Source organism: Extensimonas soli, assembly GCF_029211265.1.
In the GTDB taxonomy this organism is placed as follows: domain Bacteria; phylum Pseudomonadota; class Gammaproteobacteria; order Burkholderiales; family Burkholderiaceae_C; genus Extensimonas; species Extensimonas soli.
The window spans coordinates 1-23378 of sequence record NZ_JARGEL010000015.1; the positions used below are offsets into that span (position 1 = coordinate 1).

Sequence of the window (23378 nt, forward strand, 5' to 3'; positions counted from 1 at the left end):
GCACCTGATTGCCGATAACTACGCCACCCATAAGCACCCCAAGGTGCAGGAGTGGCTGCACAAGCATCCGAGGTTTCACATGCACTTCACACCCACCTCGGCGTCCTGGCTGAACATGGTCGAGCGTTTCTTTCGCGACCTCACGACCGAGCGGCTGCGCCGCGGCGTGTTCACCAGCGTGCGCGAGCTCGAAGAGGCTATCGAGGACTATGTGTGCCATCACAACGAATGCCCCAAGCCTTTCATTTGGACCAAGAGCGCCAAGGACGTCCTGCAGAAGGTCATCCGGGCAAACTCGCGGTTAAGTTCTAAAAAGAATGAAACACTACACTAGGAGGCTGTCGGCCTTTAGGCATCGATAGCGAGAATGCGCCCCAGCGAGGCCAGTTTTTGCCGGATTCGCCGCCCCATAGCGGGACTATGGGGCAAGAAGACGGTGAAAAATGGGCCGCAGGGGCCCATTCGCAGCCGACGATTCCAAAGTCCGACAGCCTCCTAGTGTAGTGTTTGATGCTTGATGCGACAAATAAAACCGATGGATTTTTGGTCTGGGCAAGGCGCAAACCGCAGCGATACCGGGTGGTATCGCGAGGACTTGCAGCGCGGCCCGGGCCGAAAAGACGCGGTTTGATGTCGCAGAGAGCGACGAACACTACACTAGCAGCGCATTCACTCGGCGCACGTAGGCGGCCGGGTCTTCGGGCAGGCCGCCCTCGGCGAGCAGGGCCTGGTCGAAGAGGATGTGCGCGAGGTCGTGAAAGTGTACCGAGCCGTCGAGTTTTTTGACAAGCGGGTGCTCGGGATTGACTTCAAGCACGGGTTTGACCTCGGGCACCTTCTGTCCTGCCTGCTTGAGCAGGCGCGCCATTTGCGTGCTCATGCCGCCCTCTTGGACCACCAGGCAGGCGGGTGAATCGACGAGACGCGTGCTTACGCGCACGTCTTCCACTTCATCTTTGAGCGCCTCTTTGAGTTTGGCGAGCACGGGCTTGAAGGCTTCGGCGGTTTCTTCGGCGGCTTTTTTCTCGGCTTCGTCCTGCAGCTTGCCGAGGTCGGCCGCGCCCTTGGCCACCGATTGCAGCGGCGTTCCGTCGAATTCGGTCAGGTAGCTCAGTGCCCACTCGTCCACGCGGTCGGTCATCAAGAGCACTTCGATGCCCTTTTTCTTGAAAATTTCGAGCTGTGGGCTGTTCTTGGCGGCGCTCAGGCTGTCGGCGGTGATGTAGTAGATCGCCTCCTGACCTTCCTTCATGCGCGCCTTGTAGTCAGCCAGGGACACGCTCACGGCATCGCTTTGCGTGCTCGCAAAGCGCAGCAAGCCGGCGATGCGTTCGCGGTGGGCAAAGTCTTCGCCCAAACCTTCTTTGAGCACGGCGCCGAATTCGGCGTAGAACTGGCTGTATCTGCCCTCCTTGGCCTTGTCTTCGGGGCTGAGTTCGGCGTCCGGCGCGTGCGTGTCGTGCCGGGCCAGGTCTTCGAGCAGCGACAGGATGCGGCGCGTGTTGCCTTCGCGGATCGCGCGCACGTCGCGGCTTTCCTGCAGCAACTCGCGGCTCACGTTGAGCGGCAGGTCGGCCGAGTCGATCACGCCCTTGACGAAGCGCAGGTAGCTGGGCAGCAGCGCCTCGGCGTCGTCCATGATGAAGACGCGCTTCACGTAGAGCTTGACGCCGCCTTTTTTGTCACGGTTCCACAGGTCGAATGGCGCCTTCGCGGGGATGTAGAGCAGCTGGATGTATTCGGTGCTGCCTTCGACGCGGTTGTGCGTCCAGGCCAGCGGGTTGTCGAAGTCGTGGCTGATGGCCTTGTAGAACTCAAGGTGTTGCTCGTCGGTGACGTCTTTCTTGGGCCGCGTCCACAGCGCGCTTGCCTGGTTCACGGTTTCCCATTCGCCGGTCTTGACCATGCGGCCCGGGTGGTGGCCGGCTTTTTCGTCGTTCGGGTCGATGGGCGCGCCGTCTTGCCACTCCTCTTTTTCCATCAGGATGGGCAGCGCGATGTGGTCGGAGTATTTGCTGATGATGGACTTGAGCTTCCAGCCATTGAGGTATTCCTGGGCGTCGTCACGCAGGTGCAGGATCACGCTGGTGCCGCGCTGCGCGCGCATGATGGGCTCGATCTCGAAGTCGCCCGTGCCGCGGCTCGTCCAGCGCACGCCCTGCTCGGGCGGCAGGCCCGCGCGGCGTGATTCCACGGTGATCTGGTCGGCCACGATGAAGCCCGAATAAAAGCCCACGCCGAACTGGCCGATGAGCTGCGCATCCTGCTTTTGGTCGCCCGAGAGGCGGTTCATGAACTCTTTGGTGCCGCTTTTGGCGATCGTACCCAGGTGTTCTATGGCCTCCTGTGCGCTCATGCCGATGCCGTTGTCGGTGATCGTGAGCGTCTTGGCCTCGGGGTCGAAGGACACGCGGATTTCGAGGTTCGGGGCGTCTTCGTACAAAGCAGGGTCGTTCAGCGCCTCGAAGCGCAGCTTGTCACAGGCGTCGGAGGCGTTGGAGATCAGCTCGCGCAGAAAAATCTCTTTGTTTGAATACAGCGAGTGCGTGACCAGGTGCAGCAGCTGCGCCACTTCGGTCTGGAAAGACAGGGTTTGTTTGCTCATGGTGTGTTTGGGTGCGAAAAAAGGTAGCAGGAATCGCGCGAGCCATTTTGGGCCGGCGACCAGAATTTCAATGCCGAGCTGTCCCAAGGTGCGTAATTGCTACTCTGATAATAGCTGCTCGCGCTTGATAGAGGTGCGCAAAGGCTCGATTTGGCTCGATTGTGCGCACCAACTGCGCGCCGCCCGCGAAGCTCAGGGCGATGGTGCCTCGTTCGCTTTTTCGGCGTCCGCGTCATGCGCATCGACAGCTGCACGATGGCGCTGCACGGAAAAGTGCGCAGCCCAGATGCCCACCTCGTAGAGTAGGCACATGGGGATGGCCAGCGCGAGCTGCGAGACCACGTCGGGTGGCGTGACGATGGCCGCGACGACAAAGGCCAGCACGACGAAATAGCCGCGGAAGGACTTGAGCTTGTCCACCTCGACCACGCCCAGGTGCGCGAGCACGACCACGGCGATGGGCACCTCGAAAGCCAGGCCGAAAGCAAGAAACATGCTGAGCACGAAGCTCAGGTAGGCCTCAATGTCGGGCGCGGCGGTGATGCTCTTGGGCGCAAAGCTTTGGATGAAGCTGAACACCTTGCCGAAAACAAAAAAGTAGCAGAACGCCACGCCCACGAGAAACAGCACGGTGCTCGAGACGACGAGTGGCAGCACCAGGCGCTTTTCGTGCGCATAAAGGCCCGGTGCGACGAAGGCCCAGAGCTGCCACAGCACCACGGGCAACGCAAGCAAAAACGCCGCCATGAGCATGATCTTGAGCGGCACCATGAAGGGCGAGATCACCGAGGTCGCGATCAGCGTGGCGCCATGCGGCAGGTGCGCGACCAGCGGCGCCGCGAGCAGGTCATAGAGCGTGCCGGGGCCGGGGTAGAAAAACAGCACGGCTGCCGCGATCAGCACGGCAAGCATGGCCTTGATGAGCCGGTCGCGCAGCTCCATGAGGTGCTCGACGAAGGGCTGCTCGGTGCCGGCCAGTTCGTCTTGCGGGGGTGGGGTTGCGGACATGGTTGGATGGGGTGGGTGGTTCGATGCGCCCGGATCGTGGGGTGCATGGCGCAGCTACGGCACCCCTGCGTTTCAGGCGATCCGCTCGCCGCGTCAATGAAACTTCTTGGGCCGGTAGCGCGCCACGCGCGCCGCGCCCGAGAGCGCCTTGGTGCGCACGCCGTTGCGTGCTTTGTACCACTGTGGCACGGCGCCGCGTTTGAGGCGCCAGTTCTTGCGCGGTGGCTGGTAGCTGGGCGGGATGGTGTCGGCAGCGGCCAAGCCGCCATCGCTCTGCGCGGCAGCCAAGTCCTGTTCGAGTGAGCGCACCGTGCCGTGAATGGATTGCTCGACCGACTGCGCCGCCGTCTCGACCTGGGTTTTCATCTTCATGAGCTCTTCGAGCTCCATGGAGCGGTTGACTTCGGCCTTGACCTCGGCGACGTAGCGCTGCGCCTTGCCCAGCAGCGTGCCCACGGTGCGGGCCACGCGCGGGAGCTTTTCCGGGCCGATGACGATCAGCGCGACCGCACCGATCAGTGCCATCTTGGAGAGGCCAATGTCGATCATTGCAGTTGCAAAGCGGCGGGCTCAGAGGCTGAGAGTTTTTCGGCCGCGGCCGAAAGGTGCATCAAAACGCCACCGATCGAGGCGCAAAGCGCAGCCATAGCTCGGGCTATGGCGAGCATTTGCAACGACAAGCGGGGGTGTTTTGGTGTGCAAGGCGGCCATGGACGAATAACTCTCAGCCTCTCAGCCCTTTTGCTTGGCTTGCACATCGATGGTCGTTTGCTCGGACGTGACCTGCTGCGTCACCTGCCCGGCGGTGGATGTGGCGGGCTGCTCGGGCGCAGCGCCGTCTTTCATGCCGTCCTTGAAGCCCTTGACCGCTCCGCCCAGGTCGCTGCCCAGGTTTTTGAGCTTCTTGGTGCCGAACACCATGACCACGATCAGCAGCACGATCAGCCAGTGCCAGATGGAAAAAGAACCCATGAATCAACTCCTCAGTAAAGCCCTTGCGGGACGGGCGCACAGCGTGCCTGCGTTCTGTGCAGGGGGCTGCACGGTAACGGCCATTTTAGACAGCGGGCATGACAGCGCCTTGCAGAGCACCTATGAACACGGCAGGGGCAAGGGTAGGAAAAAGGGCAGGGCGTGCGTTTGCCAGAGTTCAACCCTTGCGCCAGGGGCGCGGCCCGCCGATCACATGCATGTGTAGATGGTGCACTTCCTGCCCGCCGTCAAGCCCTGTGTTGATGATGGTGCGAAAGCCGCCTTCGGGGTAGGGTCTGCAGCCTTGCTCCAGCGCCAGGCGCGGCGCGAGCGTCATCATGCGCCCGAGCAGCCCAGAGTGCTCGGGCGTGAGCTGCGCCATCGAGGAAATATGCTGCTTGGGCACCATCAAAAAATGTACGGGGGCCCAGGGGTGGATGTCGTGAAAGGCGTAGATGTCCTCGTCTTCATAGACTTTTTTCGACGGAATCTGGCCGGCGATGATCTTGCAGAAGATGCAGTTGGGGTCGTGCAAAGTGGCGTCCATGGTGTGGGGTCTCCGTGCAGGGTGGCGGCGGCGCGTGGCGCAGGTCGGCTCCGGTTTCGAGGGTCAGATATTTTCGGCGATCTGCATGCTCGCGCGCTGGCCCACGTCCGCGCGGTGTGCCGCGAGCCAGTTTTGCCCGGCTTCGCGCCCGAGCGCGAACAGCTTGCGCACCAGCCCTAAGTCAGCACGTGACTTGCTTGCAGTGCCGAAGGCGTGCAACAGCGCGCCGCCATCGACATGGTGCATGCGCATGTCTTTGTAGCGGCGCGCGTCGAGCCGCCCTTCGGCAAGCAGCCGGCGCACGAATTCGATGCTGCGCAGCTCGGCCAGCAGGCTCGCGTTGAAGGTGATGTCGTTCATGCGCTCGACGATTTCGGGTACGGTGTCGGGCACGGTATCGATCAGCCCGGGGCGCTCCATGGGGTTGATCTGCACGAGCAGCGTATCGCAGCACTCGGTCTGATAGACCAGTGGGTGCAGCGCAGGATTGCCCGAAAAGCCGCCGTCCCAGTAATGCTCGCCTTCGATCTGCACCGCCTTGAACAGCAGCGGCAGGCAGGCCGATGCCATCACGGCGTCGGCGCTCAGGCGCTTGCCGTGAAAAATCTCGCCGCGCCCGGTGCGCACATTGGTGGCGCACACGAACACTCTGGGTACATGCGCCGCGCGCGTGGCGCGCAGCAGCTCGAAATCGACCTCGCGCTCGAGCAGGCGGCGCAGCGGGTTGAAGTCGAGCGGGTTGGTCTGGTAGGGCGAGAGCCACTGGCTCATCATGCCGAGCAGCGGTTTGGAGCTGAGCAGCGGCGCCGTGAACAGCGTACCCACGGCGCCTACGCCTTCCCAGAAGCGGCTCAGCGTTGCGCGCGCCAGCGCGCAGCCGGCGGCGTGCGCGTCCTGCGTGTTGCGGTGCTCGCGCGCGGCCTGGGCAAAGCCGTGCGCGACGGCCACGGCGTTCATCGCGCCGGCGCTGGTGCCGCTGATGCCGTCGAAGTCCCACTGCCCGTCTTCGAGCAAGGTGTCGAGCACGCCCCAGGTGAAGGCGCCGTGCGAGCCGCCGCCTTGCAGCGCGAGGTTCAGCGGCAGGCGCGACGCGCTGCGGGGTGGTGTGCTTGCGGCGGGGTCTTCGTGTTCAGGCATGGCATTGGCGGTGCAAGGGCTTCCGTCCTGGCCGTTCAGACCTCGATCGCGCGGTTTTGGTTCATCGCGACCATGCCGCGCACGATGCGGTAGAGGAACCAGATCGAGATCAGGGCCCAGGCCACCATGCCGGGGATCAGGAAAAAGAGCCACAGCGGCGCCGTGAGCACGTACAGCACGCCTGCCCAGAGCACGGTGCGTATGCGCCAGAGGTAGTGGCTGGCCTGCCAGGTGCCCGCGGCGTCGCTTTGCTTCACGAGGTCGATGACGAGCGCGATGATGAGCAGCGCCGCGCCCGGCTGCGCGCCCGGAATCACCGCGCCGAGCGCGACGATCAGGTGCAGCATGTAGCTGACCCAGCCCCAGGCCTTGAGGCCCTCGGCGCGTTCTTCGTCGCTTTGTATGTCGATGATGTCGTTCATGCTGTTCTCCAGTTTGGCGCGCTTGCAGCCGCAAGCGCCGGGGCCGTCAAGCAGGGCGCGCGGCTTTTTCTGCGATGCCGCTCAGCCCTTCGCGGCGCGCGAGCTCGGCGAGCACTGCGTCTGGCGTGAGCCCGAAATGCGCGAGCGCGATCAGGCAGTGGAACCACAGGTCGGCCACCTCATAGACGATTTTGGCCGGCTCGGCGCCGTGCTGCACGTCTTTCGCGGCCATGACCACTTCGGTGGCTTCCTCGCCGATTTTTTTCAAAAAAGCATCGGGCCCTTTGTGCAGCAGGCGCGCGACGTAGCTTTTGTCCGGGTCGCCGCCGCGCGCGGGTTTGCGGCTTTCGATGACGGCAGCAAGGCGCGCGAGGATGTCCGCGGCAGTTTGCGAATCGGGCAGGGCGTTGGGATGGTTCATGCTTTGGGGTCGTGGTAAATCGAGGCCGGGTCTTTGAGCACGGGCTCCACGGCGCGCCACTGGCCATTTTGCAATTGCCGGAAGAAGCAGCTGTGGCGGCCCGTGTGGCAGGCGATGCCGGGCTCGTGGCCTTGCTGCGTGACCTGCAGCAGGATCACGTCGTTGTCGCAGTCGAGGCGGATCTCGTGCACGGTCTGCACATGGCCCGACTCTTCGCCCTTGAACCACAGCTTGCCGCGCGAGCGGCTGAAATACACGGCGCGGCCCAGTTCCGCCGTCTTTTGCAGCGCCTCGCGGTTCATCCAGGCGAACATCAGCACGTCACCCGTGCTGCGCTCCTGCGCGATCACGGGCACCAGGCCCTGCGCGTCCCAGCGCACAGCGTCGAGCCAGTTCAGGGAGGCGTCGGGGGCGGTCATCATGGCAGTTCGGTTGCTTCTGAAAAAATAGCTGCTAGCGCTTGATGGACGGGCGCTAGAGGCCAAAAAGGCTTCAAATTCGCACGGGAATGCCGCGCGCGGCCATGCAGGCCTTGGCCTGCGCGATGGTGAATTCGCCGTAGTGGAAGATGCTCGCCGCGAGCACCGCGTCGGCGCCGCCGATCTGTATGCCGTCGGCCAGGTGTTCGAGCTGGCCCACGCCGCCCGAGGCGATCACGGGCACGTCCACGGCATCGCTCACGGCGCGCGTGAGCTCCAGGTCGAACCCGGCCTTGGTGCCGTCGCGGTCCATGCTGGTGAGCAGAATCTCGCCCGCGCCCGCTTCGGCCATGCGGCGCGCCCATGCGACGGCGTCGAGCCCAGTGTTCTTGCGCCCGCCGTGGCTATACACATCCCAGCCCTCGCCCCGGTCGAGCAGGTCGTCGCCGAAGCGGCGCTTGGCGTCTATGGCCACGACGATGCACTGTGCGCCGTATTTGTGCGATGCGTCGGCGATCACCTGCGGGTTCGCGATCGCGGCGGAGTTGAAGCTGACCTTGTCGGCGCCGGCGTTGAGCAGGCGGCGCACGTCCTCCACGCTGCGCACGCCGCCGCCCACCGTGAGCGGGATGAAGACCTGGCTGGCCACGGCCTCGATGATGTGCAGGATCAGGTCGCGCCCGTCGCTCGTGGCCGTGATGTCGAGAAACGTGAGCTCATCGGCGCCCTGGTCGTTGTAGCGCGCGGCAATCTCCACCGGGTCGCCTGCGTCGCGCAATTCGACGAAGTTGACGCCCTTGACCACGCGGCCACCGGTCACGTCCAGGCAGGGAATGATGCGTTTGGCGAGCATGAGAAAGCAACAGGCAAAAGTAAATCAGAAGCCGCGCAAGATACCACGCCGCGTGCCTGCACTGGGCGCGGGCACGCAGGCGATCGGGCAATCAGCGGTCTGTCGACAATCGACGTGATGTGCCCTCAGGCACTTTGCGCCGCGCCGCTTTGCCAGCGCCACATGTCGGCGCACATGCGGTCGAGGTCGCGCTGCGCGCGCCAGCCCAGCAGTTGCTCGGCCAGCGAAGCATCGGCCCAGTATTGCGCGAGATCGCCGGGGCGGCGCGCCACGATGCGGTAAGGAATGGGGCGATCGCTCGCGCGCTCGAAGCTGCGCACCATGTCGAGCACCGACACAGGCCGCCCCGTGCCCAGGTTTACCGTGAGCAGCCCCGGGTGCGTCTGCAGGTAGCGCAGCGCCGCTACGTGGCCCTCGGCCAGGTCCATCACGTGGATGTAGTCGCGCACGCCGGTGCCGTCGGGCGTGGGGTAGTCGTTGCCATAGACGCTCAAGGCTTCCCGCTGGCCGGTGGCCACCTGCGCGATGTAGGGCGACAGGTTGTTGGGCACGTCTTGCGGGTCTTCGCCGATCAGACCGCTTTCGTGCGCGCCCACGGGGTTGAAATAGCGCAGCCGCGCAATGCGCCATTGGCCCGGCTCGGCCTGGTCGAGGTCTGCGAGCATGCGCTCGACCATGAACTTGCTCCAGCCGTAAGGGTTGGTCGCCGAAAGGGGGAAGTCTTCGCGCAGCGGCTGCACGGCCGATTCGGCGTACACCGTGGCCGAAGACGAAAACACCAGCGTGCGCACTTCGGCCGCCTGCATCGCCTGCAGCAGGGTCAGGCTGCCGGCGACGTTGTTGTCGTAATAGCGCAGCGGCGCGCGCACCGACTCGCCCACGGCCTTGAGGCCGGCGAAGTGGATCACTGCGCTGATCGGGTGCTCGGCAAAGAGGCGCTGCAGCAGCGCGGCATCGCGCACGTCGCCCTCGATGAATGCCGGCGCCGCGCCCGTGATGCGCGCCAGGCGCTCGAGCACCGAGCGGCGGCTATTGCAAAAATTGTCGAGGATGAGGAACGGCATGCCGGCTTCGGCCAGCGCCGCGCAGGTGTGCGAGCCGATGAAGCCGGCGCCGCCGGTGACGAGGATCATGGGGTTGCCTTGCCTTGCCTTGCCGTGAACGTGGTGCGGTCATCCGCGCAGCGCATCCGCGCGCGCCTGCGCTGCGGCGAAGTCGAGCGCGCCGGTGTAGATCGCGCGGCCGCAGATCACGCCTTCGATGCCTTCGTCCTGCACGGCGCAGAGCTTTTCGATGTCGTTCATGCCGCTCAGGCCGCCCGAGGCGATCACGGGGATGGTGAGCGCCTGCGCGAGCTTCACGGTGGCTTCGATGTTGATGCCCGTGAGCATGCCGTCGCGGCCGATGTCGGTGTAGATGATGGATTCGACGCCCCAGTCCTCGAACTTTTTCGCCAGATCGACGACTTCATGGCCCGTGAGCTTGCTCCAGCCGTCGGTGGCGACCTTGCCGTCCTTGGCGTCGAGTCCGACGATGATGTGGCCGCCGAAGGCGCTGCAGGCGTCGCGCAGAAAGCCGGGGTTTTTCACCGCCGCGGTGCCGATGATGACGTAGCGCAGGCCGCCGTCTATGTATTTTTCGATGGTGTCGAGGTCGCGGATGCCGCCGCCTAGTTGCACGGGCACCTCGTCGCCCACTTCCTTGAGGATGGCTTTGATCGCGGCGTAGTTTTTGGGCGCACCGGCAAAGGCGCCGTTCAAGTCCACCAGGTGCAGGCGCCGCGCGCCCAGATCGACCCACTTGCGCGCCATCGCGGCAGGGTCTTCGCCGAAGGTGGTGGATTGGTCCATGTCGCCTTGTACGAGGCGCACGCAGTGGCCGTCTTTGAGGTCAATGGCGGGGATGAGCAGCATGGTGGGCAGAAGGGCTAGGGCCGCAGGTAGGGCAGAGTAGGGAAAAAGAAACGAGGAAAAGCTCAGGGATTCCAGTGCAGGAAATTGCGGTACAGCGCCAGGCCGTGCTGGGCGCTTTTTTCTGGGTGGAATTGCGTGGCAAAAATGTTGTCGCGTGCGATGGCCGAGGCAAAGAAGCCGCCGTAATCGGTTTCGCCCGCGCAGTGGCGTGCGTCCTGCGGTAGCGCGTAAAAGCTGTGCACGAAGTAAAAATAACTTTCATCGGGGATGCCCGCCCACAGCGGGTGCACGCGGCCGCCTGGCGCGGTCTGGCGCACCTGGTTCCAGCCCATTTGCGGCACTTTGTAGCGGCTGCCGTCGGGCTGGCGCCGGCCCGCGAGCGCGAACTTGCGCACCACGCCCGGAATCAGGCCGAGGCCCGGCGTGTCGCCCTCGGCGCTGTGCTCGAGCAGCATCTGCATGCCCACGCACACGCCGAACAGCGGCTTGCTGGCCGCGGCTTCGAGCACCGAGGCACGCAGGCCCGAGTCCTGCAGCTCGCGCATGCAGTCGGGCATCGCGCCCTGGCCCGGCAGCACCACGCGCTGCGCCGCGCGCACTTCCTCAGGCCGAGCGGTGACGCGCACCGTCCAGCCGCTGCCTTGCGCCGCCGCCTGCACGGCCTGCGAAACCGAACGCAGGTTGCCCATGCCGTAGTCCACCACTGCGACGGTGTTTGCTTTCGTATTCATAGCTGCTTACGCTGATTTATCAAGCGCTAAAGGGCGATTTTGCTTGAACATTTCAGAGCGCGCCCTTGGTCGAGGGAATGCTGTCCGCGGCGCGCGCATCGTGCTCTAGCGCGGCGCGCAGCGCGCGCGCAAAGGCCTTGAAAATCGTCTCGCACTGGTGGTGCGCGTTCACGCCCTTGAGGTTGTCGATGTGCAGCGTCACGCCCGCGTGGTTCACGAAGCCCTGGAAAAATTCGAACACCAGCTGCGTGTCGAGCTGGCCCAGCGTGGCGCGCGTGAACTGCACGTCCATGTGCAGCCCGGGGCGGCCCGAAAAATCGACCACCACGCGGCTCAGCGCCTCGTCGAGCGGCACGTAGGCATGGCCGTAGCGGCGTATGCCCTTCTTGTCGCCCACGGCGCGTGCCATGGCCTGGCCCAGCGTAATGCCAATGTCCTCGACCGTGTGGTGGCCGTCGATGTGCAAGTCACCCTGGCAGGCGACGTCCAGGTCGATGAGGCCATGGCGCGCGATCTGCTCGAGCATGTGGTCCAGAAAGCCGATGCCGCTGTGCAGGCTCGACTGGCCGCTGCCGTCGAGGTTCACGCGGACGGTGATTTGGGTCTCCAGGGTGCGGCGGGTGATTTCGGCTTGCCGCGGTTCGGGGCTGGTCATGCGAAAAGTTCAAGAAAAAACCGGGCCATGATAGCATTCGAGCCCCACAAAATGTGGCCTTTCCTGGCGCGGGCGCTGGCCCATCCGTTGCGCGCAGGCCGCGCCCGCTGCGGCAGGGCAGCAGCGGGCGTTACGAGCTGCAGCCTGGCCGCCGTCATTCACTTCCTGCCTGTTTTTCCCATGAGCCGATTCTGGAGCGCCGTCGTCCACGGCCTGACCCCTTACGTTCCGGGCGAACAGCCCAAGCTGGCCGACCTCGTCAAGCTCAACACCAATGAGCACCCCTACGGCCCCTCGCCGCGCGCGCTTGAGGCCATACGCGCGGCCACCGACGACAGCCTGCGCCTGTACCCCGACCCGAATGCCGACGCGCTCAAGGCCGCGCTCGCGCAGCGCTACGGCGTGCAGGCGAATCAGGTCTTCGTCGGCAACGGCTCGGACGAAGTGCTCGCGCACGCCTTCATGGCACTGCTGCACCACGAGCGGCCGCTGTGGTTCCCCGACATCACGTATTCGTTCTACCCCGTGTATTGCCAGCTCTACGGCATCGAGCACCGGGCGGTGCCGCTGGCCGACGACTTTGCGCTGCGCGTCGAAGATTACCTGCCGCGCGGCGCAGAGCGCGCTGGCGCCATCGTTTTTGCCAACCCCAACGCGCCCACGGGCCGCCTGCTCGCGCTGGCCGACGTGGAGCGCATCGTCGCCGCGAACCCCGACGCCGTGGTGCTCGTCGATGAGGCCTACATCGACTTTGGCGGGCAAAGCGCCGTGCCCCTCGTGCACCGCTACCCGAACCTGCTCGTGGTGCACACTTTTTCGAAAAGCCGCGCGCTCGCCGGCCTGCGCGTGGGCTACGCCATCGGGCAGGCGCCGCTGATCGAGGGGCTGGAACGCGTGAAAAACAGCTTCAACTCCTACCCGCTCGACCGCCTGGCGCTGGCCGGCGCGCTGGCCTCGGTGCAGGACGAGGCGCATTTTCAGGAAAGCTGTCGCAAGGTCATCGCCACACGCACGGCGCTGGTCGAGCGCCTGGGCGCGCTGGGCTTCGAGGTGCTGCCCTCGGCCGCCAACTTCATCTTTGCGCGCCACCCCCGGCACGATGCCGCACAACTCGCCGCCGCACTGCGCGCGCGCGCCATCATCGTGCGCCACTTCAAGCAGCCACGCATCGCGCAGTTCCTGCGCATCACGATGGGGACGGATGCGCAGTGCGGTATATTCGTGGAAGCGTTGCGGGAGATTTTGGTGGGGGAATAGGCACTGTACCGAGCGCAATGCTTTTTGCAAATTACCATGAGGAAAAGCGATGAACGAGAAATTTCTAACCTGCTTAGATTTTGAGCCCATCATGGTCAAGGTCATGGATGACGAGGAAGGCTTTGGATGGTCTCTTGACTATACAAAGCGAGTGGCGATTGAGTACGAAAAATACTTGATCCTTTGCAAGGAAAACCCCGACGCGGCAGTTGTCCCATCCGCCGCGGTCGATGATTTTTGGCATTTTCATATTCTTGATACACAAAAATATCAAGAAGATTGTCAAATGTATTTTGGTTATTTTCTTCATCATTTCCCATACTTTGGGATGCGTGGGAGAGAAGACGAAAATAACTTAAAAAAGGCTTGGGCAGATTCTTGTTCACTCTATGAAAATCGCTTCGGTTCGCTTCCAAAGGACATTTGGCTCGCGAGCAAGCGATGCCCAAATTGCGGACGCCGATGCAACTCCACGACTTATGCGATGGATCAGCGACCAAGGCTTGCATCAGTGATGGTATAAAAAGGCACAAAGCCATCCCGCGTGCCATCTGGCTGGCTTGCCTGGGGTGGGAAGCCACGCGGCCGCAGTCCAAATCCCTTTCCCGCACATTGCCCACGGCGCGCGAATACGCTGTTGCCCACGGCTGAGAGGCGGAGAATTTTTCGTCCATGGCCGCCTTGCACACCAAAACACCCCCGCTTGTCGTTGCAAATGCTCGCCATAGCCTGAGCTATGGCTGCGCTTTGCGCCTCGAGCGGCGGCGTTTTGATGCGCCTTTCGGCCGCGGCCGAAAAACTCTCAGCCTCTGAGTCCCACTCCCAAAATCACCCCACCCGCAGCCGCGCCGCCTCGGCATGCGCGTGCAGGCCCTCGCCCTCGGCCAGCACGTGCGCGATGTGGCCGAGTTTTTGCGCGCCGGCCTGGCTGACGGCGATCAGGCTGCTGCGTTTTTGGAAGTCGTACACGCTCAAGGGGCCGGAAAAGCGCGCCGTGCCGCTCGTGGGCAGGACGTGGTTGGGGCCGGCGCAGTAGTCGCCCAGCGATTCGCTGGTGTAGGCGCCCAAAAAGATGGCGCCGGCGTGCTTGAGCAGCGGTTCCCAGCGCTGCGGCTCGCGGCTGCTGACTTCGAGGTGCTCGGGCGCGATGCGGTTGGCGATCTCGCAGGCCTCTTGCATGCTGCGCGTGTGGATCAGCGCGCCGCGGTTCGTGAGGCTTTTGGCGATGATTTCGGCGCGCGGCATGCTGGGCAGCAGCCGGTCGATGGCGGCCTGCACGGCGTCGAGGTAGGCGGCGTCGGGGCTCAGCAAAATGGATTGCGCGAGCTCGTCGTGCTCGGCCTGGCTGAACAAGTCCATCGCCACCCAGTCGGGCGGCGTGCTGCCGTCGGCGAGCACCAGAATTTCCGACGGGCCGGCGATCATGTCGATGCCGACCTGGCCGAACACGTGCTTTTTCGCGCTCGCGACGTAGGCGTTGCCGGGGCCGGTGATCTTGTCCACCTTGGGGACGGTGGCGGTGCCGTAGGCGAGCGCGGCCACGGCCTGCGCGCCGCCGATGGTGAAGGCGCGCGTCACGCCGGCCACGTGCGCGGCGGCCAGCACCAGCGGGTTTTTGGCGCCGCGCGGTGTGGGCACGACCATGATGATCTCGCCCACGCCGGCCACATGCGCGGGGATGGCGTTCATCAGCACGCTGCTCGGGTAGGCTGCCTTGCCGCCAGGCACGTAGATGCCCACGCGGTCGAGCGGCGTGACTTTCTGGCCCAGCAGGGTGCCGTCTTCGTCCACGTAGGTGGCGGTTTCGCCGCCTTGCTGCTTTTGCCAGGCGTGGTAGCGGCGGATGCGCGCGGCGGCTTGCTGCAGCGCGTCGCGCTGCGCGGCGGGCAGGGCGTCGAAGGCAGCCGCAAGTTCGCCTGCTTGCAGCTCCAGCGCGGTGAGGCTTTCGGTCTGCACGCCGTCGAAGCGCGCGGTGTAGTCGAGCACCGCTGCGTCGCCGCGCGCGCGCACGTCGGCGAGGATGTCTTGGACGCGCTGCTCGATCGCGCCATCCTGCTCGGCGCTCCAGTGCAGGCGCGCCGCGAGTTTGGCGTCAAATTGGCCGTCAGCGCTTGATAGACGTGCGGGAGCAGCTCTGAAATCGATACTGCTCATGCAGCCTCCGGCGTTTTTTCGGCGGCATTCACGGCGCTGGCAAAGGCGTCGATGATGCGGCGCAGCGGCGCCTGCTTGAGCTTGAGCGCAGCCTGGTTGACCACGAGGCGCGCGCTGATGTCCATGATGCGCTCGACCTCGACCAGCTGGTTCGCCTTGAGCGTGTTGCCGGTGCTGACCAGATCGACGATGGCGTCGGCCAGGCCGGTCAGCGGCGCGAGTTCCATGCTGCCGTAGAGCTTGACCATATCGACGTGCACGCCCTTGGCGGCGAAGAATTCGCGCGCGATGGTGGTGTATTTGGTCGCCACCTTGAGGCGCGCACCCTGGCGCACGGCCTGCGCGTAGTCGAAATCAGCGCGCACGGCCACGCTCACGCGGCAGCGCGCGATGCGCAGGTCGAGGGGCTGGTAGATGCCCGTGCCGCCGTGTTCGATCAGCGTGTCCTTGCCCGTCACGCCGAGGTCGGCGCCACCGTATTCGACGTAGGTGGGCACGTCGGTCGCGCGCACCAGCACCACGCGCACGTCGGGCTGGTTCGTAGGCAGGATGAGCTTGCGCGACTTTTCCGGGTCTTCGAGCACCGTGATGCCCGCCGCGGCGAGCAGCGGCAGGGTTTCTTCGAAGATGCGTCCTTTGGACAATGCCAGTGTGATCACTTGAGCCTCTCGATGTCGGCGCCCAGGCCGCGCAGTTTGGTTTCCATGCTGTCGTAGCCGCGGTCCAGGTGGTAGATGCGATCGACCAGCGTCTCGCCTTCGGCCACGAGGCCCGCGATCACCAGGCTGGCCGAGGCGCGCAGGTCGGTGGCCATCACGGTGGCGCCCGAGAGGCGCTGCGCGCCCTCGACCACGGCCACTTTGCCGTCGGTCTGGATGCGTGCGCCCAGGCGTTGCAGCTCGTTCACGTGCATGAAGCGGTTTTCGAAAATGGTTTCCGCCACCGTCGCCGTGCCTTGCGCAATGCAATTGAGCGCCATGAACTGCGCCTGCATGTCGGTCGGAAAGCCCGGGTATTCGGTGGTGCGAAAGCTCTGCGCCTTGAGCTGCGCGCCGCCCGCGCTCTGGATGCGGATGCCGTCGGCAGCGGGCTCGACCAAGGCGCCGGCGTCGCGCAGCTTGTCGATCAGGGCGTCCAGGTGGTCGGCGCGCCCGTGGCGCAGCAGCGCCTCGCCGCCCGTTGCGGCCACGGCGCACAAAAAGGTGCCGGCTTCGATGCGGTCGGGCACCACGTGGTGCGTGCAGCCGTGCAGCGCCTCGACGCCGCGGATGCGGATGCGGCTCGTGCCGTGGCCGTCGATCTGCGCGCCCATGGCGATCAGCATCTCGGCCAGGTCGGAGACCTCGGGCTCCTGCGCGGCGTTTTCGAGCACCGTCTCGCCCTCGGCCAGGGTCGCGGCCATGAGCAGGTTTTCGGTGCCGGTCACCGTGACCATGTCGGTGGTGATGCGCGCGCCGTGCAGCCGCCTGCGGCCGGATTGCAGCTTGGCGAGGATGTAGCCGTGCTCGACCACGATGTGCGCGCCCATGGCCTGCAGGCCCTTGATGTGCTGATCGACGGGGCGCGAGCCTATGGCGCAGCCGCCCGGCAGCGACACCGTGGCTTCGCCAAAGCGCGCGAGCAGCGGGCCCAGCGCAAGCACCGAGGCGCGCATGGTCTTGACCAGCTCGTAAGGCGCCTCGGGAGTGATGGGCCCGGCAGCATGAAAGCCCATGCCGCCACGCGCGCCGTGCGTTTCGGTGCGCACGCCCATGTTGTCGAGCAGCCGGCGCATGGTGGCTACGTCCTGCAGGCGCGGCACGTTGACCAAGTGCACGGGCTCGGCCGTGAGCAGCGCCGCGCACATCTCGGGCAGTGCGGCGTTCTTCGCGCCCGAGATGGGCACTTCGCCCTGCAGACGCTGCCCGCCGCGGATCAGGAGTTTGTCCATGCGAATTGCAAAAATAGAGGTGAAATCGGCCTCTGGCGCAGATGTATCAAGCGCAAGCAGCTATGAATAATGGAGTATTGGAGATTCAGCCGCCGGCCTGCTGTGCCCATTCGGAGGGCGTGTAGGTCTTCATCGATAGCGCGTGCACCTCATCGGTGTGGATTTTGCTGCCCAGCGTGGCATAGACGCGCTGGTGGCGCTGGATGGGGCGCAGGCCCTCGAAGGCGGGCGAGACGATGGTGGCAAACCAGTGGCGGCCATCGCCTTCAAGGGCGATGTGTTCGCACGGCAGCTGGGCGGCGATCAGGGCTTTGAGTTCGTCGGCGGTCATGGTGCGTTCAGCAAAAAAGTCAGTAGCGGATTTTGTAGCCCGTGCGCAGCAGGTGGATGGCCAGCGCGCTCACGAGCAGCCAGGCCGCGCCCACGATGCCCAGGCTCAGCCAGGGCGAGACGTCGCTCTGCCCGAAAAAGCCATAGCGGAAGCCGTCGATCATGTAGAAAAACGGGTTCAGGTGACTCACCTGTTGCCAGAACGGCGGCAGCGAATGGATCGAATAAAACACGCCCGAGAGAAAAGTCATGGGCATGACGATGAAGTTCTGGAACACCGCCATCTGGTCGAACTTGTCGGCCCACAGCCCCGCGATCAGGCCCAGCGTGCCCAGCAGCGCCGCCCCGAGCAGCGCGAACACGCCTATCCACACGGGGGCGGAAAACTCGGGCCGCGCAAACACCAGCGTGCAGACGAACACGCCCAACCCCACCACCAGCCCGCGCACCACCGACGAGCCCACGTAGGCCACGAACCAGGCCCAGTGCGACAGCGGCGTGAGCAGGAGGAACACCAGGTTGCCCATGATCTTGCTTTGCACCAGGCTCGACGAGCTGTTCGCAAAGGCGTTTTGCAGCAGGCTCATCATCACGAGGCCGGGTATCAAAAAAGCGGTGTAACTCAGCCGGTCATAGACGCGCACGTGGTTTTCGAGCACGTGGCTGAAAATCAGCAGGTACAGCACGGCCGTGAGCACCGGCGCCGCCACGGTCTGGAAGCCCACCTTCCAAAAACGCAGCACTTCTTTGTAAAACAGGGTTTGCCAGCCGGTCATGCTGCCACCTCGATGCGCTCGATGCGTTCTGGTTGCGGAAGGGGCGATGCCGTGGCCATCACTTGCAAAAAGACGTCTTCGAGGTCAGGGCGGCGGATTTCGAGGTCTTGCACATCGACGTGCGCCGCGCGCAGGGTGGCGAGGTGGCGTTCGATCTCGAGTGCATCGTGCGCGGGCAACTGCACGATGCGGCCCGTGACGCGCGCGAGCGCGGCGAGCTCGGCAGGCAGGGGCGAGCCGGTCTTGAACTGCAGCACGTTCCCCGAGGCCGTCTTGAGCAGCGCGCTCGTGCGGTCGAGCGCCACCACCTGCCCATTCTTGAGCATGGCGATGCGTCCGCACAGGGCTTCGGCTTCTTCGAGGTAGTGCGTGGTCAGCAGCACCGTGTGGCCTTCCTGGTTCAGGCGCGCGATGAACTGCCACAGCGTCTGGCGCAACTCCACATCGACACCCGCGGTCGGCTCGTCGAGCACGATGATGGGCGGGCGGTGCACCAGCGCGAGCGCCACCAGCACGCGGCGCTTCATGCCCCCCGAGAGCTGGCGCATGTTGGCCTGCGCCTTGTCTTCGAGGCCCAGGTGGTACAGCAGCTCGTCGATCCAGGTGTCGTTGTGGCGAATGCCGAAGTACCCGGACTGAAAGCGCAGGGCTTCACGCACGCTGAAAAACGGGTCGAACACGAGCTCCTGCGGCACCACGCCAAGTTTGCGCCGGGCCGTGGCGAAATCACTTTGCGTGTCGCTGCCCTGTACGAGCACGCGCCCGCTGCTGGCGCGCGCGAGCCCCGCGAGGATGCTGATGAGCGTGGTCTTGCCCGCCCCATTGGGGCCGAGCAGGCCGAAGAATTCGCCTTCTTCGATGTCGAAGCTGACTTTATCAAGGGCTTGAAAGGGGCCTTTGGCCGTGGCAAAGGTTTTGGAGACGGCTTGGAAAGAGACGGCAGGCATAAGGGCGGAGGATTTTACGACCGCAGCAGCGCTGCCGCAGGCGAAAAGAAATTGGCAGCTGGCGCGCCAGCAGCAAGATGTGCCGGGGCGGGATGGCAGGCCACGTGCTCAGAAGGTGTGAGCGGGCTGTCGGGTTCGTTCACGCCTTCTCAGGCAGCGGCGGGCAACAAACCATCCACACCGTAGAGCTTGGACATGCCCACGAGTGCCTGCGGCAGGTCTTTGACCGCAAAGCTCTTGTTTTCGCACAGCGCCTCACGCCGGCATTCGAGCAGCACGGCCAGCGCCGAGGTGTCGAAGGCCGTGAGCGCACTCGCGTCCACCACCACCTGCGGCGTGGTGACTTTTTTCAGGCTTTGCTCGAGCATGCGCAGGCAGGCGCTGGCTTCGCGGTGCGTGAGCGTGGCGGGCAACACCAGCACCGGCGCAGCACCCGGTGCCGCGCCATGGGCGTCAGTGGCTTGCAACGCAGCCTCAGCTCTTGGCGGCGGCTTCATTGCTTTTGTTGCGTGCGGCCAGCGCCTCGATCAAGCCATCGATGCCGCGGGCGTTGATTTCCTGGGCAAACTGGGTGCGGTAGGTTTCCACCATCCACACGCCCAGCACGTTGAGGTTGTAGATGCGCCAGCCCGTGGGAGTTTTCTCGAGGCGGTAGTCGAGCTGGATGGGGTCGGCATGCCCGATGATCTCGGTGCGCACCAGCACGTCCTTGTCTTCGGGCGCGGCACGCAAGGGTTTCACGCGTACGGTCTGGTCGGTCACCTGCGTGAGTGCCCCGGCGTAGGTGCGCACCAGCAGGATTTTGAATTCATCCTGCAGGCGCTGCTGCTGCTCGGGCGTTGCCTTGCGCCAGGCAGGACCCACGGCGGCAGCCATCATGCGGCGGAAATTCACGTGCGGCATGATCACCTTGTCCACCAGGGCGATGATGCGGTCGATGTTTCCGGCGCGAATGGCCTTGTCGCTGCGCAGGGTTTCGAGCACTTCGTTGGAGAGGCGCTGCACCATCGCATCGGGGGCTTCGTCGGCGGACGCAGCCATGCCCACGCCCGCCCAGGCCATGGAACTGGTGCAAAGCAGCAAGGCCATGCGGCTGAAATGGCGTCGGTTCATTATGGGCTTCCTTTCATCTACACGATTTTGTTCTTGGGTCGTTTGCAACGGTGGCGCGCCCCTATCCCTTATTCTTCGGGTTCGGGCGGCAAGCGCCCTTGATCGGCATTGCCCGCATCCGCCCCCGGTTTCTGCGCGCGCCGGGCGCGCATCTGCAGATAGGCGTCGCGCGTGAAGCTGTATTTGTCGAGCGCAGCACCTTCGAGCACGTCGCCGGCGTTGAGCAGGCTCGCGCGCGTATCCACGATGCGCAGCGCGTACAGCATGTTCCGGTCGGACACAGGGTCGACCTGTCGTGCAAGGTCGCCGTACCAGTCGGCGGGCAACGCCGCCGTGTCGCGCACTGTCGAAGGGCCGAGGAGGGGGAGCACCAGGTACGGCCCCGAAGGCATGCCCCAGCGCGCCAGCGTCAGGCCGAAGTCCTGTTTGTTGCGTTCTATGCGCATATCGGTGGCGATGTCCAGCACGCCACCCAGGCCGAAAAAGGTGTTCACGTTGAAGCGCACCAGGCTGTTGAGCGCCGGTTCGGCGCGCAGCTGCAGGACGTTGTTCACGAACGACCAGGCGTCGCCGAGGTTGGCGAAAAAGTTGTTGACGCCAGTGCGCACAGGTGAGGGCAGCACCTCGGTGTACGCCGTGGCCACGGGTTTGAGCACGGCCTTGTCCACGGTTTCATTGAACGAGGTCATGCTACGGTTGAACGGCTCGAGCGGATCACGCGGGTCGGCTGTGGGGCCGGTGGCGCAGCCCGCGAGGGTGCCCGCACCCAATGCCAGAGCAGCCAAAGCACAGAAACGCAGCTGGGTCTTCATTTTTTACCTCCGGCGTTCGATGACGAGCCAGTATCAGCGGCCTTGCTGTAGAGAAACTGGCCGATCAGGTTTTCGAGCACCACCGCTGACTGGGTGGCGCTGATGGCGTCTCCAGCCGCCAAATTTTGCTCGTCGGCGCCCGGCTCTATGCCCACATATTGCTCGCCGAGCAAACCGCTTGTGAGAATTTTCAGGGAACTGTCCTTGGGAAAGGCGTAACGTTTTTCGAGCTCCATGGTCACTTTCGCCTGGTAGGTTTTGTCGTCGAAGGCGATCGCCACCACCTTGCCCACCGTCACCCCGGCACTCTTGACGGCGGCCTTGGGTTTAAGCGTGCCGATGTTGTCGAACTTGGCGGTGATCTGGTAGCCGGTCTGGAAGTTCAGGCTCAGCAAATTTCCCGCCTGCAGGGCCAGAAACACCAGTGCCGCCGCACCAAGCATGACGAAAAAACCGACCCACATATCGTTTTTCGAGTGTTGCATACCTTTCGTCTTTCTTTTTGGAGCAGATTCAGATGCTGAACATCACGGCGGTGAGCAGGAAGTCCAGGCCCAGTACGGCCAGCGAAGCCATGACCACGGTACGTGTGGTGGCGCGTGAAACCCCTTCGGGCGTGGGCTTGGCGGCGTAGCCTTGCAACAAAGCCACAAAGGTTACGGTGAAACCGAATACCACGCTTTTGATGATGCTGTTGCCTATGTCACTGAATACATCGACGCCGCTTTGCATCTGGCTCCAGAATGAGCCTTCGTCAAGCCCAATCATGACCACTGCCACCAGCCATCCGCCGATCACGCCCACGGCATTGAATACCAGACTCAGCACGGGCATCGTGAACACGCCGGCCCAAAAGCGCGGCACCAGGATGTAGCGCACGGGGTCCACCGCCATCATCTCCATCGCGCTGAGTTGCTCGCCCGCGCGCATCAGGCCGATTTCGGCCGTGAGAGATGTTCCCGCCCGTCCCGCAAACAGCAAGGCCGTAATCACCGGGCCCAGCTCGCGCAGCAGGCTCAAGGCAACCAACTGCCCCAGCGCAGCCGTGGAGCCGAAGTCCTCCAGCGTGTAATACCCTTGCAAGGCCATCACGAAGCCCACGAACAGGCCAGACACCGCGATGATGGACAAAGAATAGTTGCCCAAAAAATGCACCTGGTCGCGCACCAGTCCAGGGCGCTGCAAAACTGCAGGGAAAAGGGTGATCAGCCGCGCAAAAAGGCGCGCGCTCACCCCTATGTCAGCCAGCTTGCGGCGTGTGGCAAAGCCCACGTCGGCAGGGTTCCACCAACTCATCCGACTCTCCCCTCGGCGGGGCCAAAGTCTTCTTCGAGCTTGGGCGCCGGATAGTGAAATGGTACGGGCCCGGAGGGCAAGGCATTGACGAACTGATGTACCAAGGGGTCCGTGCTGCGGCGCACCTCCTCCGGGGTTCCCTCGGCAGCCACCGTACCAGGGCCCAAGATGATCACGTGATCGGCCAGGGCAAACGTCGCTTCGAGGTCATGTGAGACCAGCACCGTGGTAAGACCCATGGCATCGTTGAGCTGGCGAATCAATTGCGCCGAGGTGCCCAGGGAAATCGGGTCCAGCCCGGAAAAGGGCTCGTCGTACATGACCAGTTCGGGGTCCAGCACCACGGCCCGCGCCAGTGCCACGCGACGTGCCATCCCGCCGGAAATCTGGCTGGGCATGAGGTCACGCGCCCCGCGTAGGCCCACCGCATGCAATTTCATGAGCACGATGTCCCTGATCAACTCATCGGGCAGATCGGTATGCTCGCGCAACGGGAAGGCCACGTTCTCGAACACACTTTGATCCGTGAACAAGGCGCCGAACTGAAACAGCATGCCCATGCGTCTGCGCGCCTGGTACAAGGCGCTGCGGTCCATGCGTCCCACGTCGCTACCGTCGAAAAGCACTTCGCCCTTCTGTGCCCGCTCTTGTCCGCCAATCAGACGCAGCACGGTGGTCTTGCCGCCACCCGACGCCCCCATCAAGGCGGTCACTTTGCCCCGCGGCACCCGCAAGGACAGGTCGCGCAGGATCAATCGATCGCCATAGCCGAAGCTGACATGACGGAGTTCGGCAAGGGAAGGGGAATGGGATGCGTCCATGGTAAAAATGACAAAGCCGGAGCGAACCCGGCTTGGGCGATGATAAAGGAATGTGCTGTGGCCAGCAGGGTGACGGCCTTCGGCGTCAGTGCGTCTTGCTAGTCGCGGCAAAAAAATTCCTCACAACTCCGAAACATCAAGATTTCCGTCATACAATAGCGGGCTCAGCTGCTGAACGCCAGAGTCTTAAGGGGTGAAGGGATAGGCAGGCTGATCCGGCGAAGCTGGGAGGGTGGCGAGGGTCTGTTTGGTGTTGCGC

The 23378-nt window shown here is 64.1% G+C and carries 29 protein-coding genes; 2 read left to right on the forward strand and 27 right to left on the reverse strand.

Features of this window, described 5'->3' with window-relative positions:
* A partial coding sequence (locus PYV55_RS06955) for a transposase (protein WP_275849970.1) occupies positions 1–334 on the forward strand: 334 nt, incomplete at its 5' end.
* A gap of 318 nt (positions 335–652) precedes the next feature.
* On the opposite strand, the gene htpG is transcribed toward PYV55_RS06955, so the two are convergent.
* From htpG to hisB, 14 genes are all read right to left on the reverse strand, one after another.
* Positions 653–2605 (reverse strand): molecular chaperone HtpG, encoded by a 1953-nt coding sequence (htpG, locus tag PYV55_RS06960; protein ID WP_275849971.1) that lies wholly within the window; start codon positions 2603–2605, stop codon positions 653–655.
* A 192-nt stretch (positions 2606–2797) separates the two neighbouring features.
* Positions 2798–3613 (reverse strand): twin-arginine translocase subunit TatC, encoded by an 816-nt coding sequence (gene tatC / locus PYV55_RS06965; RefSeq protein ID WP_144735556.1) that lies wholly within the window; start codon positions 3611–3613, stop codon positions 2798–2800.
* Positions 3614–3706: 93 nt separating this feature from the next.
* Positions 3707–4162 carry a Sec-independent protein translocase protein TatB gene (tatB, locus tag PYV55_RS06970; protein ID WP_144735555.1) on the reverse strand — a complete coding sequence of 152 codons (456 nt, stop codon included), beginning with the start codon at positions 4160–4162 and terminating at the stop codon, positions 3707–3709.
* Positions 4163–4345: 183 nt separating this feature from the next.
* Complete coding sequence (tatA, locus tag PYV55_RS06975; RefSeq protein ID WP_144735553.1) at positions 4346–4585, reverse strand: Sec-independent protein translocase subunit TatA; 240 nt, start codon at positions 4583–4585, stop codon at positions 4346–4348.
* Between the two features lie 178 nt (positions 4586–4763).
* Positions 4764–5132: a histidine triad nucleotide-binding protein gene (locus PYV55_RS06980; RefSeq protein ID WP_275849972.1), complete on the reverse strand. Its 369-nt coding sequence runs from the start codon at positions 5130–5132 to the stop codon at positions 4764–4766.
* Between the two features lie 63 nt (positions 5133–5195).
* On the reverse strand, positions 5196–6269 hold the full coding sequence (locus PYV55_RS06985; protein WP_275849973.1) for a patatin-like phospholipase family protein: 1074 nt from the start codon (positions 6267–6269) through the stop codon (positions 5196–5198).
* Positions 6270–6304: 35 nt separating this feature from the next.
* Positions 6305–6691, reverse strand: coding sequence for a DUF4870 family protein (locus PYV55_RS06990; RefSeq protein ID WP_144735549.1), 387 nt, complete (start codon positions 6689–6691; stop codon positions 6305–6307).
* A 46-nt stretch (positions 6692–6737) separates the two neighbouring features.
* On the reverse strand, positions 6738–7112 hold the full coding sequence (locus PYV55_RS06995; RefSeq protein WP_144735546.1) for a phosphoribosyl-ATP diphosphatase: 375 nt from the start codon (positions 7110–7112) through the stop codon (positions 6738–6740).
* On the reverse strand, positions 7109–7531 hold the full coding sequence (hisI, locus tag PYV55_RS07000; RefSeq protein WP_275849990.1) for a phosphoribosyl-AMP cyclohydrolase: 423 nt from the start codon (positions 7529–7531) through the stop codon (positions 7109–7111). The genes PYV55_RS06995 and hisI overlap by 4 nt, the downstream gene beginning before the upstream one ends.
* 73 nt (positions 7532–7604) lie before the next feature.
* Complete coding sequence (hisF, locus tag PYV55_RS07005) at positions 7605–8384, reverse strand: imidazole glycerol phosphate synthase subunit HisF (RefSeq protein ID WP_275849974.1); 780 nt, start codon at positions 8382–8384, stop codon at positions 7605–7607.
* 125 nt (positions 8385–8509) lie between these two features.
* Complete coding sequence (galE, locus tag PYV55_RS07010; protein WP_275849975.1) at positions 8510–9517, reverse strand: UDP-glucose 4-epimerase GalE; 1008 nt, start codon at positions 9515–9517, stop codon at positions 8510–8512.
* Positions 9518–9556: 39 nt separating this feature from the next.
* Complete coding sequence (gene hisA / locus PYV55_RS07015; RefSeq protein WP_275849976.1) at positions 9557–10297, reverse strand: 1-(5-phosphoribosyl)-5-[(5-phosphoribosylamino)methylideneamino]imidazole-4-carboxamide isomerase; 741 nt, start codon at positions 10295–10297, stop codon at positions 9557–9559.
* Between the two features lie 62 nt (positions 10298–10359).
* The gene (gene hisH, locus PYV55_RS07020; RefSeq protein WP_275849977.1) at positions 10360–11028 is read right to left on the reverse strand and encodes an imidazole glycerol phosphate synthase subunit HisH; all 669 of its coding nucleotides are present in this window, start codon (positions 11026–11028) and stop codon (positions 10360–10362) included.
* 52 nt (positions 11029–11080) lie between these two features.
* Positions 11081–11683 carry an imidazoleglycerol-phosphate dehydratase HisB gene (gene hisB / locus PYV55_RS07025; protein ID WP_275849978.1) on the reverse strand — a complete coding sequence of 201 codons (603 nt, stop codon included), beginning with the start codon at positions 11681–11683 and terminating at the stop codon, positions 11081–11083.
* A 180-nt stretch (positions 11684–11863) separates the two neighbouring features.
* Here hisB and hisC point away from each other — a divergent pair, with 180 nt between their 5' ends.
* Positions 11864–12940, forward strand: a complete 1077-nt coding sequence (hisC, locus tag PYV55_RS07030; protein WP_275849979.1) for a histidinol-phosphate transaminase — start codon at positions 11864–11866, stop codon at positions 12938–12940.
* A gap of 101 nt (positions 12941–13041) precedes the next feature.
* On the opposite strand, the gene PYV55_RS07035 is transcribed toward hisC, so the two are convergent.
* The 13 genes from PYV55_RS07035 to PYV55_RS07095 form a co-directional block, all read right to left on the reverse strand.
* Complete coding sequence (locus tag PYV55_RS07035; protein ID WP_275849980.1) at positions 13042–13614, reverse strand: hypothetical protein; 573 nt, start codon at positions 13612–13614, stop codon at positions 13042–13044.
* A 154-nt stretch (positions 13615–13768) separates the two neighbouring features.
* Positions 13769–15085, reverse strand: a complete 1317-nt coding sequence (hisD, locus tag PYV55_RS07040) for a histidinol dehydrogenase (RefSeq protein ID WP_275849991.1) — start codon at positions 15083–15085, stop codon at positions 13769–13771.
* Positions 15086–15090: 5 nt separating this feature from the next.
* Complete coding sequence (gene hisG, locus PYV55_RS07045) at positions 15091–15753, reverse strand: ATP phosphoribosyltransferase (protein WP_275849981.1); 663 nt, start codon at positions 15751–15753, stop codon at positions 15091–15093.
* Positions 15750–17024, reverse strand: a complete 1275-nt coding sequence (gene murA, locus PYV55_RS07050) for a UDP-N-acetylglucosamine 1-carboxyvinyltransferase (RefSeq protein WP_275849982.1) — start codon at positions 17022–17024, stop codon at positions 15750–15752. The genes hisG and murA overlap by 4 nt, the downstream gene beginning before the upstream one ends.
* An 85-nt stretch (positions 17025–17109) precedes the next feature.
* Positions 17110–17355: a BolA family protein gene (locus PYV55_RS07055; protein WP_275849983.1), complete on the reverse strand. Its 246-nt coding sequence runs from the start codon at positions 17353–17355 to the stop codon at positions 17110–17112.
* Positions 17356–17374: 19 nt separating this feature from the next.
* Positions 17375–18130, reverse strand: coding sequence for an ABC transporter permease (locus PYV55_RS07060; protein ID WP_275849984.1), 756 nt, complete (start codon positions 18128–18130; stop codon positions 17375–17377).
* Entirely contained in the window at positions 18127–19077 is a 951-nt protein-coding gene (locus PYV55_RS07065) for an ABC transporter ATP-binding protein (RefSeq protein WP_275849985.1), read from the reverse strand. Before PYV55_RS07065 ends, PYV55_RS07060 begins: the two co-directional genes overlap by 4 nt.
* A gap of 149 nt (positions 19078–19226) precedes the next feature.
* Positions 19227–19499, reverse strand: coding sequence for an STAS domain-containing protein (locus tag PYV55_RS07070; protein ID WP_275849992.1), 273 nt, complete (start codon positions 19497–19499; stop codon positions 19227–19229).
* Between the two features lie 52 nt (positions 19500–19551).
* Complete coding sequence (locus PYV55_RS07075) at positions 19552–20190, reverse strand: MlaC/ttg2D family ABC transporter substrate-binding protein (protein WP_407066780.1); 639 nt, start codon at positions 20188–20190, stop codon at positions 19552–19554.
* Positions 20191–20258: 68 nt separating this feature from the next.
* Positions 20259–21002, reverse strand: a complete 744-nt coding sequence (locus tag PYV55_RS07080; RefSeq protein ID WP_275849986.1) for an MlaA family lipoprotein — start codon at positions 21000–21002, stop codon at positions 20259–20261.
* Positions 20999–21487 (reverse strand): outer membrane lipid asymmetry maintenance protein MlaD, encoded by a 489-nt coding sequence (mlaD, locus tag PYV55_RS07085; protein WP_275849987.1) that lies wholly within the window; start codon positions 21485–21487, stop codon positions 20999–21001. Before mlaD ends, PYV55_RS07080 begins: the two co-directional genes overlap by 4 nt.
* A 28-nt stretch (positions 21488–21515) precedes the next feature.
* Positions 21516–22298 carry a lipid asymmetry maintenance ABC transporter permease subunit MlaE gene (gene mlaE / locus PYV55_RS07090; protein ID WP_275849988.1) on the reverse strand — a complete coding sequence of 261 codons (783 nt, stop codon included), beginning with the start codon at positions 22296–22298 and terminating at the stop codon, positions 21516–21518.
* On the reverse strand, positions 22295–23119 hold the full coding sequence (locus PYV55_RS07095; protein WP_275849989.1) for an ABC transporter ATP-binding protein: 825 nt from the start codon (positions 23117–23119) through the stop codon (positions 22295–22297). The genes mlaE and PYV55_RS07095 overlap by 4 nt, the downstream gene beginning before the upstream one ends.
* Between the last annotated feature and the right edge of the window lie 259 nt (positions 23120–23378).